The sequence below is a fragment of the Streptomyces natalensis ATCC 27448 genome, assembly GCF_000935125.1.
Lineage (GTDB): Bacteria > Actinomycetota > Actinomycetes > Streptomycetales > Streptomycetaceae > Streptomyces > Streptomyces natalensis.
Window position 1 is genome coordinate 499,122 of sequence record NZ_JRKI01000034.1, and the last position, 16,422, is coordinate 515,543.

Genomic DNA, 16,422 nt, shown 5'->3' on the forward strand with positions numbered 1-16,422 from the left:
GCCCGCCGAGGCTACCCCGATGATCGCCTTCTCGAGCGGCGTGCTGTTCCTCGGGCTTTCCGTGGCTATGTTCGTCAAACCGTGACACGTGCACGCAGGCCGACTTGGCCCGTAACCTCCTGGAGCACGACGAGATGAGCCTCTGTACGGCTACACGGAGACGTCGTCGACGTCGCCCGGGGCTGAAGGACATCACCGCGCAGCAGCGTCTCCAAGAAGCGCGGCAGGCGGCGAAGATCGTCAAAGAAGGCGCTCGTTGGCGCTAAGTGGTGGGCTCCGGAAGTCCTTCGGGGGTTGATCAAGCTGCCAGGGCGACGGAGGATTCCTCTGGGTGATCGGCGGTGTGCCGGTCGAGCCTGGCCAGCAGATCGTCCAGGTCGGATGTGGTGAACTTCCACTGGAACGGCTGTGCCGTGGCGTTGTAGCGGGCTTCGAAGGCTCGGAGCCGGTCCCCGACCTGGGCAAGGTCGGTGAAGTCGTTGGGCGAGACGACCTTGCGCTGGACGACGGAGAAGAAGATCTCCACCTGGTTCAACCAGGAGGCGTGCACCGGCGTGTGGACCAGCACCGCGTTGGGGAATGCGGCGGCCAGCCGATCAGCGGCTTTCTTGCCGCGGTGGGAGGAGCCGTTGTCCACGATCCAGAACACGCGCTTGGCGCTGGCGTACGGTTCCTGACTCATGACCTGGGCGACCAGAGCCATGAACGGGTCGATGCCGGTGCGCGGTTCGCAGCTGCCGAACACCTTCGCGTGGTGGACGTCGTAGGCGGCCAGGTAGGCCAGCGCGCCGCCGCGGCCGTAGGTGTGGTTCACCCGCATCGCCCGGGTCTGCCCCGGTGCGAGGGTGGGGTGGCAGCGTGCCTGAATGGAGGTCTTCTCGTCCGCGCTGATGACGTACTCGCCCGCGTCCAGTGTCCGGCCCTGCCAGGTGCGGGCGTACAGGTCCAGCACGCGCTCGGCCTTGGTGCGGAAGTCGGGATCGGTGATGAAGATCCAGGAGCGGTGCTGCCAGGGCTTGAGCGCGTCCCGGGCGAGCCAGCGGCGCACGGTGGAGGCCGAGATGGCGCCGACGATGCCGCGCGCGACCACCTCACGGGCCAGCTCCGGGCAGGTCCAGCGCGAGAGCGGCGCCCCGGTCTCGGCCGGGAGCTGGCAGGCCAGCGCCTTCACCTGGGCGGCTTGCAACGCGGTGAAGGAGGCAGGCCGGCCCGGACGTTTGCGATCGGCCAGCCCGGGCAGACCCAGCTCGGCGAAGCGGCCCCGCCAGGTGCGCACGGTGTCCACGTGCACCCCCGTCCGCTCAGCGATCCGCGCGTTCGGTAGCGGCCGGGCCGCGAACAGCACGATCTGGGCCCTGATCCTGGCCTGGTGAGGTGTCTTGTGGCCGTATGCCGATTTCTTGAGCCGGTGCCGCTCAGCGGCGGTCAAGGTCACCGGGCACGCGGGTATCGCAGGCATCAGGGCGGCGGCCGATCTCGATGAGTGGACCACGGGGCCGCGACGGACCGTCAGCAACCGGTCGGGATCGCACATTTGCGGTGCGCTGACGTTGACGTGGACGTTGTGTCAGAGCGATGCGCAACGACGCGGGGACGCGGACTGGCGTGGCGGCCGGAGTCTGGACCGTGCGGTCGTGCAGGGTTCCCGCTTCGGCCGTCTCAGACGAGGGTGATGCCGCTTCGGGGGTACGCCGGGGCGCTGAGTGAGGGGTCGACCAGTACCGGCTCCTCGGCCCGGCACCTCGCCAGGACCTGCGGATCGAGACGGGCGGTGGCCAGTCCGGGGTCGGCGGTGCCCGCGTCGACGAGCAAGGTGCCGTCCGGGTTCCAGACCGCACTTTGGCCACAGCCCTGGTACGGGCCGCTGGACCCGCTGTGGTTGGCGAGAAGGACATAGCTGGTGTTGTCCAGGGCCCGTGCCGGGAAGACCGTGGCGCGCTGGTGGGCACCGGGGCCCCGGCCGAACATCGCGCCAACCAGGTACGCATGGCAGCCGTCGAGCGCGGCAGCGCGGGCATGCTCGGGATAGCCGGAGTCCCAGCAGATGCCGAGTCCAAGACGCCAGCCGTCGAGGGTGAGGGTGCACCCGCTGGTGCCGGGGCTGAAGCCGGCGGCGCGCTCGCTTGGCGTGGTGTGCTGCTTGTCGTAGCGGGCGGCGAATCGGCCGTCGAGGCCCAAGACCAGGGCGGAGATGTGCAGCCGCCCGGACTCGGGATCGCGGGTGGGGGCTCCGGCCACCACAGCGGTGCGGGTCTCGGCGCAGACGGCGGCCAGCGGGTCCAATCGGGAGTCCGTGGCGTTCAGGCCGTAGGCCTCGGGGTCGGCCGTGATGCCAGGCAGCTCGTAGCCGGTGAGGAAGAGCTCCGGAAGGACCAGCAGGTCAACTCCCTGGTCGGCGGAGCGGCGGACCAAGTCGGCGGCGATGGCGACGTTCGCGGGGATATCCAGTGCGATGCAGGTCGCCTGACCGGCCGCCACGGTGATCGGGCCAGAGGGCAGGGCATGAAGATCATCCATGGTGGGCCAAACTACCCCGAGCAGGCGCAGAGGGGAGCGTCCGGGGCATCCGCATGCCCAACTCACGCTCCCGCCCGCGAAGGACGGTCCATCACCAAGTGGACACAGCTTCACGGGTGCCCAGGGATGGTCTGCACGTCACGCACAACGCGCACCCCCAGAGCAACCCCCGAAGGACTTCCGGAGCCGACCACTAAGGAGGTCGGGCCCCCGAGGACGACGAGGCCATTGCCCACTCCTTGAGGGATCACAAGGACGATCCGGCTGCCCTGTCCAAGGCGTTTCGGGCGAGGCAGGATTGGGCTTCTGCCGCGCATGCGAAGGAGTCGGCTTAGATGGTCCCCGCCACCTCGCCGCAAGGGGTCACGTGGGGTGGTCAACGATAGGTAAAAGCACCACGGCGGAGGCACATGGCTAGCGCGCAGTGTGAGCGAATAGAAGTTCGACGTGACATATGTGGCGCACGCGAGGTACGTGGGGGCAAGAGTGCAGCTAACGGGGGGTGTCACCTTTGGGTGAGTTTGTCGGGGTCAATCCGGACCGGGTACGTAAACTCGCCAACCGGCTCAAGGACCTTGAGCACGCGCTGTCCGTGCATGGCCCGAACATCAAGAAGAAACTCCAAGAGTGGGATACCGCGCTGGACCTGTCGGTGATCGCCAAGCAGACCGGGGCCGTGTCCGATTACGCACGTAACATGTCAAAGCGGGCGGATCTGGCACGGGACCTGCTTACGCATGGCGGGTCGGGGCTGTGTACGCCCGCCGGCGAAATCGTCAGCATCCCGTGGAACATGAAGGATGTCACCGATCAGCAGCGTGCCCAGGAGGCCAAGGACGAGGCAGCCGACTTGAAGAACGCGCTGGACGATCCGGAGGCGCTGGGGTCACGGGAGGCCATCGAGGCGATCGGCCAGTCCGTGCAGGACCACAAGGACGACCCTGCCTATTTGAAAGCCTTCGCCGACGCCGGGGGCATGGCCGATGTCGCGCGGGTCAGTCAGGCGCTGCACCAGCAGGACGGCACCCACAAGAATGTGGTGCTGAGCGATGATTCGGCGGAGATCATCGGGAAGTTCGCGGACGGGATCAACCGGATCTTCAAGTACGAGCGGGGCAAGAACCCGAAGATCCCGCCGAACGCGGACTATGAGAAGGCGCTCACGCAGCCGGCGGGCGGTGACATGTGGTCGGTCGGGATGCTCTTCAAGTACGGCCCAAGGGGCGATGCTTGGGAGCCGCACGTATTGTCGCACGTTGCCGGGGCCATGCTGGACTGGCGCAAGTCCCATGACATGAGGCCCGGTTATTCCAAGGGTGGGGTTGTCGGCATGGGCTATTCACCGGAAGCGTATGAGGATCCGGAGGACGCCTGGTACGGGGCGCTCGGGCTCACCCACAGCGATATGGACGAGAACTCTCAGGACGCCCTCAGCCGCGTCAACGCCATTGACACCAACGACCCTTCGATCGCGCTGATGCAGCGCGTCAGTGAGAACGCCGACGCCGCGCGTGACCTCCTCGGCGGCAAGAGCGGTGCGAACCACGCGAAGGAGCTGGTGAACGACGGCTGGGCGACTCCCGGGACGAAACTGGACGACGCGAAGTTTCCGGCGGCGGTGATCCGCGCGGCCACAGGGGACCGCATCCACCACGCCGCGGAGTCGGCCACGGCCGCGGCGAACGTCATCAATGCGGGTGCCGCGAAGTACGCGCAGGACGGGACGAAGAGCGACCACGAGAAGGAGCAGTACCCCGTCAACATGGCGATGTCGAAGGCGCTGTCGAACGTCTTCCAAGCCTACGTACCGGACTTCGCCACGTCGACGGGTGTCTCACAGAAGCACGCCTCGCCGGCCGACGGAACGGTCATCGTTGACAAGGAAACCGCCAAGGCGTTCCTCAGCGAGATCATGAAGAACCACGACGAGGCCGGCAATGTGATCCAGGCAATCAACGCGCAGATCGGTCTCACATCCCAGCACGGGATCGACGGCGGCGCGGGAACATACCTCAAGAACCTGGCCGAACTCCGCGGCGAGGTCTCGGCAGCAGGGCACGGAGCCCACATGGACGAGGCCGCTCTACGTGATGCCGAACACGCCAAGCAACTGTTGTGGTTCAACATCATCACCAGCGGCGCGGCCGCCGTTCCCCTTCCCGAGAATCCTGCGAAGTTCGCCCTGGGCTCCAAATGGGGCCAGGCGGCGATCTGGGCCGGCATCCCCTACGGCGGCTCCGAGTTCCCCTCGGGGGAATCGAGCCAGGTCGAGAGCGACTACAAGGCCATCAAGTTCAGCGACTCCACGTCCATGCAGGTCCCGTTGATGCGGGGCTTGGTCCGGTCCCGGGAAATCAAGCCGCCGGACAACCACCCGGAGTGGGCGGACGGGAACATCGTGATCGACAACGACAAGGACCGCAACGACTTCAATGCCTGGTGGATCAAGGCCAAGGAGCACTGCCAAGGAAGGCTGGACAACTTCGACGACGACATGCGGGACGCCTTCAAGCGCGGGGCCGACAACTGACAGGTGCGGAACGATTCGATGGGTTCGACCGTGATGCGACGTGAAAGAAAGTGGCTCGTGGCTGGGATAGCTTCGGCCGTCCTGCTCGGGGCGTCGGGCTGCAGCGCCGAAGGCGGATGGCAGGAGCCGGACAAGGGGCAGGCCGCGGTACTCCTCAAGGCCGAGGCCGGGGCCAAAGGGGTTGCTTGGCTGGCGTTCGGAGGCAGCCCCGACGGTCTCGCCGCCGGGCCTGACGGAGCAGTGTACGGATCTGGGGCTGCCCTGGCAGAGATCACCAAGGACCGCAAGGCCAGGCACATTCTGGAGGACGAGGTCCATGGAACAGGCGGGCTCGTCGTGCTGTCCAGGAACGCATTCGTGGTCGGCAAGCGCGAGCACATACTGAGGATCACAGCAGACGGCGCTCAGACGGTCCTGGCTGGCGCTTCCGGAGCACCTCGCAAGAGCGGGCAGGCCGTCCCGAAATCCGTTCCCGCAAAAGAAGTTCACTTCGGCACGGCGCTCGCCAAGCCCTTCGGGACGCGCCCGGACGGATCGATCCTGATCACGGACAACGACGTGGTGTGGCAGCTCAAGGACGGGCGTCTGACACGGGTCTACCAGGTGACCGCGGACTCGGCGGGCGGCAGCGAACCAAGTGTCGGTACGACGGGCACCGTTGACCGTGCCGGAACGGTCTATGTAGCACCCCGCTCTTCAAAGAAGGAAGCGACACTCGGGAACATCGTGACGGTCCGCCAAGGCGGGACGGTGGGCAAGGTCGCGCTACCCAAACGGGTCGCGGAGGTCGGCGAGAGCTTGGCCTCACTGAACGTGTCGTGGATGACGGGTGATGGCGGCGATGGAATCTACGTCCACGCGTACGGCAAGTCCGGTTCGTACGTTATCCATCTTGAGTCCGGCAGAGCCCAAGCCGTGGCCAAGGCCCCCGAGCGAATTGGTTCGGGGAAGGAGTGCAAAGAGGGGAATCCCGTCGATGCGTTGGACCTGCCGTGCTTCATGCCGACGGCCCTGGTCTATTCCTCCGGCAGCCTCATCCTGGCCGGAGATGCGTCGTACGTTCTGAAGATTCCTGTTAAGTAAGCCAGACGTCAAGGAGCTCCCATGGCCATCCCCTCCGAGGGTCAACTCGAGGCCATTTGCCGAAAAGACATGGCCAGCGTCAATAAGTCTGTAAGTTCAATCATGGACGCGATGGAGGCAGTCGACAAAGCACTGCCGTACACGTGGGTCGGAAGAGACGCCGACAACTGGCGTACCGAATACAACGGGCGTATGGGACAGTTGACTGCGCTCCTCTTGATGGCCCTTCCTCCCGAGGAAGCTCGGCTGATCGAGAAAGCGCGGAAGAAGCAGGCGGAAATGAACAGGAAGAGGCAGGCACTTTAAGGTCGGCGGGCCGACCAGAATCCCAGTTCCGAAGATCTCAATCCGAGAGGGAGGGGTGAGCAATTTGAACGGCCACACGTATGCCGTTCTCATGGTGAGCGTCGCCGTCAGCGCCGCCGCGTTCGACGTGGTCCGCGTGTACCGGAAGATGCCGAAGCAGCGCCCCGAAGACCCGACGGCTGCCGTCGCGGAGACGGTCGCAGCTGAACCTGTCTCCACCGAACCCGTGGACGCGGTCCCAGCCGACGCCCTACCCGCCGAGGTGGCGCCGCCCGAATCCGCCCCCGCCGAAGCGGCACCGCCGGAGGCCCAGGGCCCGCCGCATGACGTCGAAGCAGCCGCGGCCGAGCGGAACTTCGGCCTCGTCATCCTCTCCCGCGTCGTGTTCGTCGCGTTCACCGTCATCGCCGCCGGCATGCTCTGGAGCGCCGAGAGTGACAAGCACTGGACGCAGGACAAGATCACGCAGGAGACAGAGAAGATCGCGGCTGACATGGAGGACGGAGGGAACGCACCCGCAAGCGGCGATCTCGCCGACATACAGGGTGGAGGCGGCTTCAAGACCTTGGTGGACAACGAGGTCGAAGGCTTCATCAAGGGCAACGGCCTTGGGCTGAAGGACGACTGGGCCACCCCTCCGCCGGGTGCCGTGGACGCCTACGTCATCACCGGCACCCAGTACGACGACCGGACGCGGGATGCGCAACCCACCAAGTTCCGCGCCTGCCTGGTCATCACCTCGGCGCGCCCCGTCCCGAACGGGCTGCCTCCGAGCAGCCCTGCGAGCAAGGGCATTTACGACTATGCAATACGGACCAAGGTCACGTCTGGCGGGTGCTGAGACGTCCTACGGGCTGCGGCACATCCGGCGTCCAGCAGGTATCTGCCGCAGAGCGGCGGGCGAATGCCGTCCTGGGCGCACTTACTGAATCTGCGGGGCGCCTCTTTGCTCCAGTGCGATTCTCCACAGAGTCCACTGGAATCTGATCGCGTCAGGTTGCTGTTGAGGCCGCGGTGTTGAACCGCAACGAAGAGACATATTTACGCGCCCTGGCATCTGCCGAGCCGCACCTTTGCGCGGCACCCGCTGTTAGACGTGCCCGCCATGCATCTTTTGATCCAGCTTTTCCTGTTTCCGCCGAGCCTGCTCCACCAGCTGCTTTTCCTCAGTCGGGAACGTTTCGAAGAGGTGCTTCAGCTGCTTCATGCGGGCCTCGTACGCTGTGCGCCAGTGATCAGCGTCTTTGCCGGTCCAGGTTCGCGGCATCATCTCGTCGACCTTCTTCATGGCCGCCTTGATGGCTGCAACATCCCTTTCGATAGCGTCCATGTCGTTCCGGCATAGGCTTTCGATCCGGTCCTGGGGTGCTATGCCCACGAGCTACTCCTTCTTGGTGTCGGTGCGGAGCGCGAATGCCGGGATGTGGTGGGTACCGGCGCCCGTGACACTGCCCATGACCAGTACTCGCTGGCCGCTCTGCACGACGAACCACGGCATGGCGCAGGGAACGTTGAGCGATGGGTATTGCCGGCCACTCTTGCAGGAGAGGTTTTCCTTATTCATGGTGCCCCTGGCCAGCACAGTGGTGGCGCCGGAAGCGCGGACGTGGACGACATAGGCATGCCCGCTGGGACCCTTGTTCGTGTCCCTGACCGCCTTGGCGTACAGGCCACCGCCGCTCGCCGGGGACATGGTGATTGCCGACAGCGAGGAGACCGGGCTGTTGGTTCCGGGAATGCTTCCACGGGGACTCACGGTGCGCGGGCTGTGCCCAGGGGCGAGGACCAGTAGGTCCTTCAGCGAGGCGCCCTTCTCCGCATAGACGGTTCCAGTGGCGTCAACCGTGATGGAGCCATTCGGCGGTTCTTGAGGAAGGGTGTGGAGCCGTGTCTTGCGGGTGCCCTTGAGTGACCACAGTGTCTTGCCGTCCAATACCACCATCGACCCGTCCGGTCGTGCCCCGATCGGGTTCGGGTGATGGAACTCCGGTGTGTCCACCGAGGTGGCCTTGCCATCACGATCGACGCGGTACAGCTGATCGGTGTCACCATCGGAACCACCAATCAGGATCCCGCCGTCCGGCGTGGCGGCCATTCCCGTCGCCCAGCGCGCATCCCGGATGCGCGAAAACCCGCTCACGGTGCCGCTCGGAGCCATCTTGAGGATCCCCAAGCCCGTGTCGGAGGCGTCCAACATGTAGACGTTCCCGGAACGGTCCGAGATGACGTGGCCGTGCATGTAGTCGGAAGTGGCGTCGTTCACATCGTGTGTCGAGCTCAGCGTCGAGAGGTCGAACGTGGCGACCCTGTCGGGCTTCGGCGAAGGGATGCCAACTGACTTCTTGGTGGGGGTACCGCCCGAGCATCCCGTGAGCGGCGATACGAAGGCAGCCACGAGACAGACGGCTGCCCGTGACAGGAAGACTCGTCGGGGCCTGTCACTCACCATTGAACTCACCTTGTGGAGTGGTCGAAGCTGGCCTGGAAATGATCCTGGAGGCCGTGTCCATGTTTCTCGTGCTCCATCCACCAAGTGAGGAAGTCGTCGGTGTCGTATGCCGCAGGGCTGACCTGACCAGTCGCTGCGTTGTACCAGGGTTGGCCTTCCGGCGTCGGTAGGTCGCCCGCATTGATCAGCCCTTCCACGATTGAGGGCGCGTAGGATCTGTACTCATCCTTCATATCGTTCTGCGTGCGCTTCTCCTGCTTGGCGGCATTGTCGACCGAAAATTGGTCGGTCAGGGCTGCCCGGCCGCCACTCAGCATCATCTGTGCCCACACCATGCCCCTGGCGACCTTCTCCATTTCCTCTGCTTGCGGACCGGGAACACCACCAACCAGGCCCGCCACCGTATTCACAACGAAAAGCTGCTTAGTGTGCTCCTCGTCCTTCCGCTGCGCACTGGAGTAGCGCACGTTGGCCCTGGCCCGGGCGAACAGCCCAGCCGTGTTACCCAGAAACCCGACATCCGTCATGACATCGTGCTTCCCGGCGATGGTGTGGGAAATTTGTGAGTGGAGGGTGCCGTCAAAAGCTCCGGCCGCCTTGGGGTTTTTATCAGCGAACAGCTCCATTACCTTGGTGATGTCAGTCTCGTTTGTCGCCAGGGCATGGTTGGCATAGCCGTGTGCGCCAGTCTTCGCTGATTTACTCGTACCGCCGATATCCGGGGCATAGGTGCCAGTGATCGTGGCCAGAGCGATGGCGGTTCCCGTCGGATACCTCTCATACTCCTCGGCCTCGAAGTCACCGCGGCGGTCGAACTTATCCTTCATGGCCACGGCAGCGGTGAAGATATTGTCGGCGGCCTGGCCGGACTGGTCCCGGTGCTCGGGGCTGCGGTCTGTAGCGGCGAGGGTGAGTACACGACGGGGAGCGTCGGAGTCGTCCAGTGTCTTCGGTCCCGGGGTCTGCCACTTGTAGTCGAGGAGATCACTCGCGTAACGCTTGCTGGCGGCAGTGTTGCTGCCGAGCAGGTCTCGGGAAGCCTCAGCATTCTGCCCGACGCGGGAAATGACGGCGGTCGCCGGGTCGTTGGCGCGGATGGCTTCGACCGACTTGGCGTCGTCTTCGTCGCTCCCACTTAGGTCGAGGCCGAGGGATTCGTACCAGCCGCCGTCTACGCCATCGAAGCCACCGTCGGAGTAAGGGGGTGTGGGCTTGGCGTAGTCATAGCGCATGACCTTCTGCCTCCGTCGCCAGTCGAGCATCGCGCCGCCCACGTCAGACAGGGTCTTTGGGTTCCATATGTCGCCGGATGGCCCGTACTTGAAGAGCGCGCCAACTGACCACATGTCGCCGCCAGGTGGGTGGGTGAGCGACTTCAGAGCGGCGGGATTCTGCGAGTTCTTGCTTGTCTTCGGAAGGTCGAAGATAGGGGCAATGCCATGGGCGTACTCGCCGATCAGCTTCTTGGAGTCATCGCTCAAGACCTGCCCGCCGTGTGTGCCGTCCCGTTGGTGAAGAACGCGACCGATGCGGGCGGCCTCCCGGACGCCGCCCGCGTCGGCGAAGGCTGCGAGATAGGCGGGGTCATCCTTGTGATCGGCGAGGGACTGGGCAATCGCCTTGATGTCCGTCAGGGACTTTTTCTTACCGTCGACGAGTTTGTTGATGCGTTCGAGTTCAGAGTCCCTGTCGCCGTCGAGGCCAGAGTTCAGCGGCGTCACATCGATGTGAGGCAGTTCATCGAGCGCCGTCTTGAGCGTCTGGGCTTCCTGCTTGGCCTCGTTGGCGCTCTGCGCTTTGACATCCTTCATGTCCCACGGGATGTTAACGAGGTTACCGTCCGTGGTGCACAGCGCGATGTGGCCGCTGTGTTCCTCCAGGTTGCGCGCAAGGTCGGCGCGCTTGGCCATGTCGCGGGCGTCGTCGCCGACGGCGTGGGTCTGCTTGCTGATGAGCGATACGTCGAGGTTGCTGTCCCACTCACGGAACTTCTTCCGGATGGACGGACCGTGCCTGGCCAGCGTCGCTTCCAGATCCTTCAATCGGTTGGCAAGCTTCCGAACCCGCTCAGGATCGACCCCGACGAAATCCCCCATGGACGCTCCCCGTGCTGGTGGTCGTACGGTCGTTCTGCGTGCCGTTCCACGCTAACAGCCAACCGTCGTGCTCCGGTTGCCGATTTGCCTGAACCGCTAGTGCCACGAGGAGGCAGCCACGCTGCGGTCGCGTACAGGGACCAGGTTCGCCGACCAGGACCGCGTGCACAATCGCCCACTGGCCGGCAGCTGTTCGGGGAGGTGGCCATCACCTGAAACAGCATGGACTGTTCCTCGTTGCTGATCACCCTGTTCGGACCGGGTCCCTGCACACGTTTGACTGCCAGAGCTTCCCGGGCACCATCGCGGTATGCGCGCCGCCAGCTGCCCACTGACACTCCGAACCCCGGAGAGCGTGGCAGTCTGCCGGTAGGTGCCTTTGTCATCACCGATGGCGTACGCCGAGGTCGGCGTGAGCAGGGTGGCCGACAGTGCTGCACTGACCAGGGCAAGCGGGGCGAGGTCTCGTCTTCATTACTTGCACCCGCCAGGCGTCGTCGTGATCGACTTGGTTTGCCAGACCCCTTGCTTCGTCTTGATCAGCTTGGTCTGGTACAGCACATGCGCCGAGTCAGCAGGGGTGTGGATGACCTTTGCGGTCTTGAGGTTTTTCGTCGATGACTTGCCCTCGTCCACGCAGTAGAAGAGCGTGCCGGATCCGTCCGGACTCACGCGTGCCTGCGGGTTGGACACGCTGACTTTGCCTGTGATCGTTTCGTTCTTGCTGATGAACCCCTTGACCCACTGCTCCCCAGTGGTGAGGGCAGTGGCGGTGTTGTAGAACGCCATGTAGTGCGCCTGCGGAACGCGTTCGATGATCGCGGCGTAGTCGCCGCGCAGGCGCTCCCTGCCGTCGTCCAGGATTGCCTGCAACTTCGGGTCGTTGTTAGACCACCCCACGAAGTCCGCCTGGAAGGACTTCGGCAGCGTGATCTTCGGCCGGTCGACGTTATTCTTCGGCACTGATGCAGATGCCGAGGGGCTGTTGCTGTCCCCACCTGCACCCTTGATCTTGTCCGGGGTCGACTCGTCGCTTCCCGATCCGCAGGCGGTGAGCAGCAGAGCCGCGATCCCGGTGAGTGCAGCTGCGATGGACAAAGGACGGCGATTCACTTTGAGCTCCTGGTGAGACGAGGGATTTACCGAGGGCCTTACCAAGTACTGACGGTACCGAGGCAGTTCCTTGTTTCACCGTTGACGAACTCCCCCATGGGGCTCCCCGTGCTTGTGGTCGTATGGTCGTTGTACGAGTGGTTCCACGCCAACAGCCAGCCCTCGGGCCATGGTTGCCGATGAATCTCTTCTCCGTTCGCCAGTGGATCGGCTGCGCGAGGTCGGCCCCGAAGCGATGGAGAATCCCGAGACCTGCTGGTACTCCGTCCTGGGGCATGCAGTAGATGCGCACCCCACCGTGCGACCACTCGGCAATGGGAACCATTGAGGCAAACCACTGACCGCCCCTCGACCGTCGGCGCGCTCCCTTACCGGTATTCTGCTATCCCCAGTCAACGTATGGAGAGGAGGCTGCCGTGGCGAAACCGCTGCTGTTGGGCCGCAAGGAGATCGCGAAGCTGTACAACATCGCACCGACGGCGGTCAGCGACCGCTGGGTGCCGGACGGCATCCTCTCCTATGAGGACGCCGCGATCGTCTCGGGCAAACCGTTCTGGCCGGGTGGGTTCATCATCGACCTGGCCCTGCCGCCCGGGAGCGGCGGCCGACAGCTCGACGAGACAGCTCTCGCCGCGCTGGTGGAGGAACAGCAGGCGACGGTCCGCCCAAAGAAGAAGGGCGAGTTGCCGGCGCTGGTGGGTGCGCAGGAGTACGGGGAGCTGTTCGGTGTCACACAGGTCGCGGTCGGGCAGGCTGCGCTGCGGGGCAACGGCATGATTCCTGAGCCGGACTACGTGCTGTCCGGGTCGAAGGTGTGGCTCCTGTACACAGTGCTGAATGCCGCCGAGACGACGATGAACAAGTCCCGGAAGGGCACGTGGCGGCTCCAGGAGGCCGTCGTTGAGGCACTGAGCGAGGGTCGTTACGAGGGCCGCGGTTCGTCCATCGCGAAGCGTGGCGTCGCCGCGCAGAAGGCCGAATAGCTGGAAACTCTGCTGGAGAGACAGCGGGGTCACGTAAGCATCGAGGCCCCGCTGGCCACTTTGGGCGCGATTGACCCCAGCCCCACTCATAGTAGAATTTAACTATGAAGGAAGGGGTCATCATACGAAAGACGGCCTCTGCGAGGGTCCCAGCCATCCTTGGCGGCGAAGGCATCGCCCACCTCGACCGGAAGCTCCTCGCGGGTCAGCATGCGCGGTGCCGTGGACCAGGACCACGTCCCGGCCATGGCCGAAGCTGAGCCGTACCCGGATCGAGGCATACAGGTTACGCCCGGTCGGGTTGGTGTCGCGAGTGGACAGCCAGGCCGCCTCGCCATCCCACCAGAAGGCCAGCGGAACGAGGCACGGCCCGCCGGTGGCGTCGGCCGTGGCGCCCCATACATCGTTGTCCCGCGCGAGCCGTTCGAGCGCCTCACGCTTGCGCTGCTCCGGGCTACGGGGTCCGCTGGAGTGAGAGTCAACTGCCGTCAAGGAACTGCCCGTGACCCAGCAGCTCGACCTCTTTGCCACCCTCCAGTCGGAGGCTCCGATCGAAGCCCCGCCCACCCCGGCGTCCGCCACTCCCGCCACAAAGGTCCGGTCCCAGCCGCGCCCCCAGCCGGACGGATTCCTGAAAACCCCTCTGAACGCGCCTTCCAGATCGGCGAGGCCATCGCCAACGCATGGAACAAACAGCACGGGGGCACCCACATCGAAGTCCCCATCGAGCTCGTCGCGGCGCTGACCCTCATACGACAGATGGACGCTAACGGCCCGGACCTGCGGCGACAGATCCTCGCCCAGGACGACCACAAGCTGACCTCCGTCGTCCCGGCGGTCAACCAGATCGAGCTGCACCCGCAGTTCCAGCAGGCCGAGTCACGCGCCGTGCATGCGCGGCACGGCATCGTGACCGAGGCCTGGTCGCTGCTGGGCCAGGGCCGCGGCCTGCTGGAGGACGCGGCCCTCGGCGCGATCGCCGCAAAGCACGGTAGGACCGCCGCCCAGGTGGTGCTGCGCTGGCACCTCCAGCTGGGCAATGTCGTCATCCCCAAGTCCGTGACGCCGTCCCGGATCCGGGAGAACATCGATGTCTTCGTTTTCGAGCTGGATGACGCCGATCTCGGCGCCATCGCCGGTCTCGACTCCGGCAACCGCCTAGCTACTTGCCCCTGAAGAAGTCTGGGTGACTGCCGGGGTGACCTTTGGGGAGAGCTGGTGTGGGTTGTCGGCGGCCGCGACAGTTGAGTTGGGTCGTCGGCGGCCGGGGGTGGTTGCGGTGTTGCGGGTCGCGGGGGTGCAGGACACGTGGTGGGAAGTGCTGCCGGAGCAGGCACGACAGCTGCCCGCCGAGCTGGCCAGGATCGATGCGTTCCTGGACGACGAGCGGTTCATTGCTCCCTGGCGGGCTGTATTCGCCCAGCGGCTGGGACGACCGTCGGTCCCGGTCGAGACGCTGCTGCGAATGCTGTATCTCAAGCACCGCTACCAGCTCGGGTACGAAACGCTGTGCCGTGAGGTCGCGGATTCCCTCAGCTGGCGGCGGTTCTGTCGCATCCCACTGACCTCCCCAGTGCCGCACCCGACCACGTTGATCAAACTGATGCGCCGCAGCGGCGCCCAGGCGGTGGAACAGCTCAACGCCGCGCTGCTGGGCAAGTTGGCCGAGGACAAGCTGCTGAGGTGCCGCAAGCTGCGCATCGACACCACCGTCATCGAAGCCGACATCGACCACCCCACCGACGCCGACCTGCTGGCACACGGAGTGCGCAAGCTGGGCCGGCTGGTGCGTCGGATCAAGGCCGCGGGCGCAGCCAAGCGCACCTGTTTCCGGGACCGCAGCCGATCCGCCGGGCGCCGCTTGAAGGACATCTCCCGCACCCTGCGCAGGCGCACCGGCCAGGCCCTGGGCGAGATCGACCGGCTTACCGGCGAGGTCGCCGCCGTGGCCCGGGCGACCTTGCGGGACGTGGCCGCGGTAGAGCGCAACGCCCGTCGCACGCTGGGCAAACGGCCCTCGGGACGCCTGACGCACCTGGTCGGTGAGCTGGCCCAGACGGTGGCGGGCACGCAGCGCCTGCTGGAGCAGACCGCTCAGCGGCTGGCGGGCAACCGCACGATCCCCGGCCGGCTGGTCTCCCTGGCCGATCCCGATGCCCGGCCGATCCGCAAGGGCAAGCCCCAGCACCCGACCCAGTTCGGCTACACCGCCCTGGTGGCCGAGGACGAACGCGGCTTCGTCGTCGACCACCGCGTCCAGCGCGGGAACCCGCCCGATGCACCGCAGCTGGTGCCGTCGGTGGAACGCGCCACCACACTGACCGGCCGCCCGCCCGGCACGGTCGTCGCCGACCGCGGCTTCGGCACTGCCGCCAACGACTGGGCCCTGACCGACCTCGGCGTGGCCCGGATCGGTCTTCAACGCGCCGGGAAGCCCGGAAAAGCCCGACGCGAGTACGAACGCAGCCGCCCGTTCCGGCGCATGCGCAACTGGAGAGTCGGCGTCGAGGCCCGCATCAGCCACCTCAAGCGCAGCTTCGGTTTCCGCCGCACCCGCCTCCGCCGCCTGAACGGCGCCCAGACCTGGGCCGGACTCGGCGTTTTCGCCTACAACCTCCACCGGATGACCGTCACCTGCCGGTGAAGAACGCACCACCGGCAAGCCGACATACCGCAGCCCGCACGACGACCCCGTCACCAGGCTGAACCCTTTTTCAGGGGCAAGTAGCTAGAGCCTGTCTCTTTGGCTGCTGCCCGGCAGGGCACGGGCTGGTTACTCTGCAGCGATGGCCAAGAAGACAGCATCAAAGCTGGTGGTTGACCTGCGGGGTCGATCGATCGGGACGCTCGATGACTTCTGGGACGCCGTCACTGGGCCTTGCGGACTGCCGGAGGCGTCACGCCGCTTCGATCTACCGCCACGGCAGAAGGACGCCTACCCGCCCACACCCCCGATCAGCGTTCTGCCAGCTCAGCCCTTCCCTGCAGAGGGAACTACACCGGACGCATTTCTCTTCCGGTACGCCAGCAGTACCCCGCACCTCGGCCGTGACCTCGAACCGCTCCCCCGGACGGGCCGTCGCACCGGGGCCGGCTTCGCCGCCGGGTCCCGTCCCCTGTCAGATCGGGAAACGGGGCCCGGCGCCATCACGCCCCACGGATCAGTTCACGGTGCCCAACCGGCGCACGATGCCATCGGCGAACCGGTCGGTGAGGGCCCTGGGGTTGGATGCGGCGGAGTGCTGGTTGATGTGCATCGTGGCATTCACCGTCGTGCCCTGCCGGGCGAGCATGTCGACGAGATGGGACTCGCGGGCCGGCTGTACGGCCCGAGCGGGCGGGGCA

The 16,422-nt window shown here is 65.6% G+C and carries 13 protein-coding genes and 1 pseudogene; 7 read left to right on the plus strand and 7 right to left on the minus strand.

Features of this window, described 5'->3' with window-relative positions; translation table 11 throughout:
* Positions 1-298: 298 nt before the first annotated feature.
* Entirely contained in the window at positions 299-1,435 is a 1,137-nt protein-coding gene (locus tag SNA_RS26890; RefSeq protein WP_241779855.1) for an IS630 family transposase, read from the minus strand.
* Between the two features lie 224 nt (positions 1,436-1,659).
* A complete protein-coding gene (locus tag SNA_RS26895; protein ID WP_030063062.1) occupies positions 1,660-2,517 on the minus strand; it encodes a carbon-nitrogen hydrolase family protein in 858 nt (285 codons plus the stop codon).
* A 511-nt stretch (positions 2,518-3,028) separates the two neighbouring features.
* Between SNA_RS26895 and SNA_RS26900 the strand changes: the two genes are divergently transcribed.
* The 4 genes from SNA_RS26900 to SNA_RS38655 are packed head-to-tail and all read left to right on the plus strand — an operon-like array spanning position 3,029 to position 7,277.
* Complete coding sequence (locus SNA_RS26900) at positions 3,029-5,047, plus strand: hypothetical protein (protein ID WP_030063061.1); 2,019 nt, start codon at positions 3,029-3,031, stop codon at positions 5,045-5,047.
* Between the two features lie 3 nt (positions 5,048-5,050).
* A complete protein-coding gene (locus SNA_RS26905; RefSeq protein ID WP_157880112.1) occupies positions 5,051-6,130 on the plus strand; it encodes a hypothetical protein in 1,080 nt (359 codons plus the stop codon).
* Between the two features lie 21 nt (positions 6,131-6,151).
* Entirely contained in the window at positions 6,152-6,436 is a 285-nt protein-coding gene (locus tag SNA_RS26910; RefSeq protein ID WP_030063059.1) for a hypothetical protein, read from the plus strand.
* A gap of 55 nt (positions 6,437-6,491) precedes the next feature.
* Positions 6,492-7,277 carry a hypothetical protein gene (locus SNA_RS38655; protein ID WP_157880113.1) on the plus strand — a complete coding sequence of 262 codons (786 nt, stop codon included), beginning with the start codon at positions 6,492-6,494 and terminating at the stop codon, positions 7,275-7,277.
* A 249-nt stretch (positions 7,278-7,526) separates the two neighbouring features.
* Here SNA_RS38655 and SNA_RS26920 read toward each other — a convergent pair whose 3' ends face one another.
* From SNA_RS26920 to SNA_RS26935, 4 genes are all read right to left on the minus strand, one after another.
* Positions 7,527-7,814 carry a hypothetical protein gene (locus SNA_RS26920; protein ID WP_030063058.1) on the minus strand — a complete coding sequence of 96 codons (288 nt, stop codon included), beginning with the start codon at positions 7,812-7,814 and terminating at the stop codon, positions 7,527-7,529.
* 3 nt (positions 7,815-7,817) lie between these two features.
* Positions 7,818-8,831 carry an SMP-30/gluconolactonase/LRE family protein gene (locus tag SNA_RS26925; RefSeq protein WP_157880114.1) on the minus strand — a complete coding sequence of 338 codons (1,014 nt, stop codon included), beginning with the start codon at positions 8,829-8,831 and terminating at the stop codon, positions 7,818-7,820.
* Between the two features lie 59 nt (positions 8,832-8,890).
* A complete protein-coding gene (locus SNA_RS26930; protein ID WP_044367083.1) occupies positions 8,891-10,981 on the minus strand; it encodes a hypothetical protein in 2,091 nt (696 codons plus the stop codon).
* A 474-nt stretch (positions 10,982-11,455) separates the two neighbouring features.
* Entirely contained in the window at positions 11,456-12,094 is a 639-nt protein-coding gene (locus SNA_RS26935) for a hypothetical protein (RefSeq protein ID WP_030063055.1), read from the minus strand.
* A 416-nt stretch (positions 12,095-12,510) separates the two neighbouring features.
* Between SNA_RS26935 and SNA_RS26940 the strand changes: the two genes are divergently transcribed.
* The 3 genes and pseudogenes from SNA_RS26940 to SNA_RS26950 all read left to right on the plus strand — a co-directional run bounded on the left by SNA_RS26940 (position 12,511) and on the right by SNA_RS26950 (position 15,721).
* The gene (locus SNA_RS26940) at positions 12,511-13,077 is read left to right on the plus strand and encodes a hypothetical protein (protein ID WP_030063054.1); all 567 of its coding nucleotides are present in this window, start codon (positions 12,511-12,513) and stop codon (positions 13,075-13,077) included.
* Between the two features lie 819 nt (positions 13,078-13,896).
* Positions 13,897-14,253 (plus strand): annotated as a pseudogene (locus SNA_RS26945) (aldo/keto reductase); the annotation flags it as partial.
* A gap of 103 nt (positions 14,254-14,356) precedes the next feature.
* Positions 14,357-15,721, plus strand: coding sequence for an ISNCY-like element ISSna1 family transposase (locus SNA_RS26950; protein WP_030063052.1), 1,365 nt, complete (start codon positions 14,357-14,359; stop codon positions 15,719-15,721).
* Between the two features lie 517 nt (positions 15,722-16,238).
* Here SNA_RS26950 and SNA_RS44825 read toward each other — a convergent pair.
* A complete protein-coding gene (locus SNA_RS44825; protein WP_275042034.1) occupies positions 16,239-16,370 on the minus strand; it encodes a hypothetical protein in 132 nt (43 codons plus the stop codon).
* Positions 16,371-16,422: the final 52 nt, after the last annotated feature.

Bases quoted from the DNA above. Each gene is read 5' to 3' on its own strand.
- SNA_RS26895 (WP_030063062.1), bottom strand. From the start codon at position 2,517: ATGGATGATCTTCATGCCCTGCCCTCTGGCCCGATCACCGTGGCGGCC.
- SNA_RS26910 (WP_030063059.1), top strand. From the start codon at position 6,152: ATGGCCATCCCCTCCGAGGGTCAACTCGAGGCCATTTGCCGAAAAGAC.
- SNA_RS26930 (WP_044367083.1), bottom strand. From the start codon at position 10,981: ATGGGGGATTTCGTCGGGGTCGATCCTGAGCGGGTTCGGAAGCTTGCC.
- SNA_RS44825 (WP_275042034.1), bottom strand. From the start codon at position 16,370: ATGCTCGCCCGGCAGGGCACGACGGTGAATGCCACGATGCACATCAAC.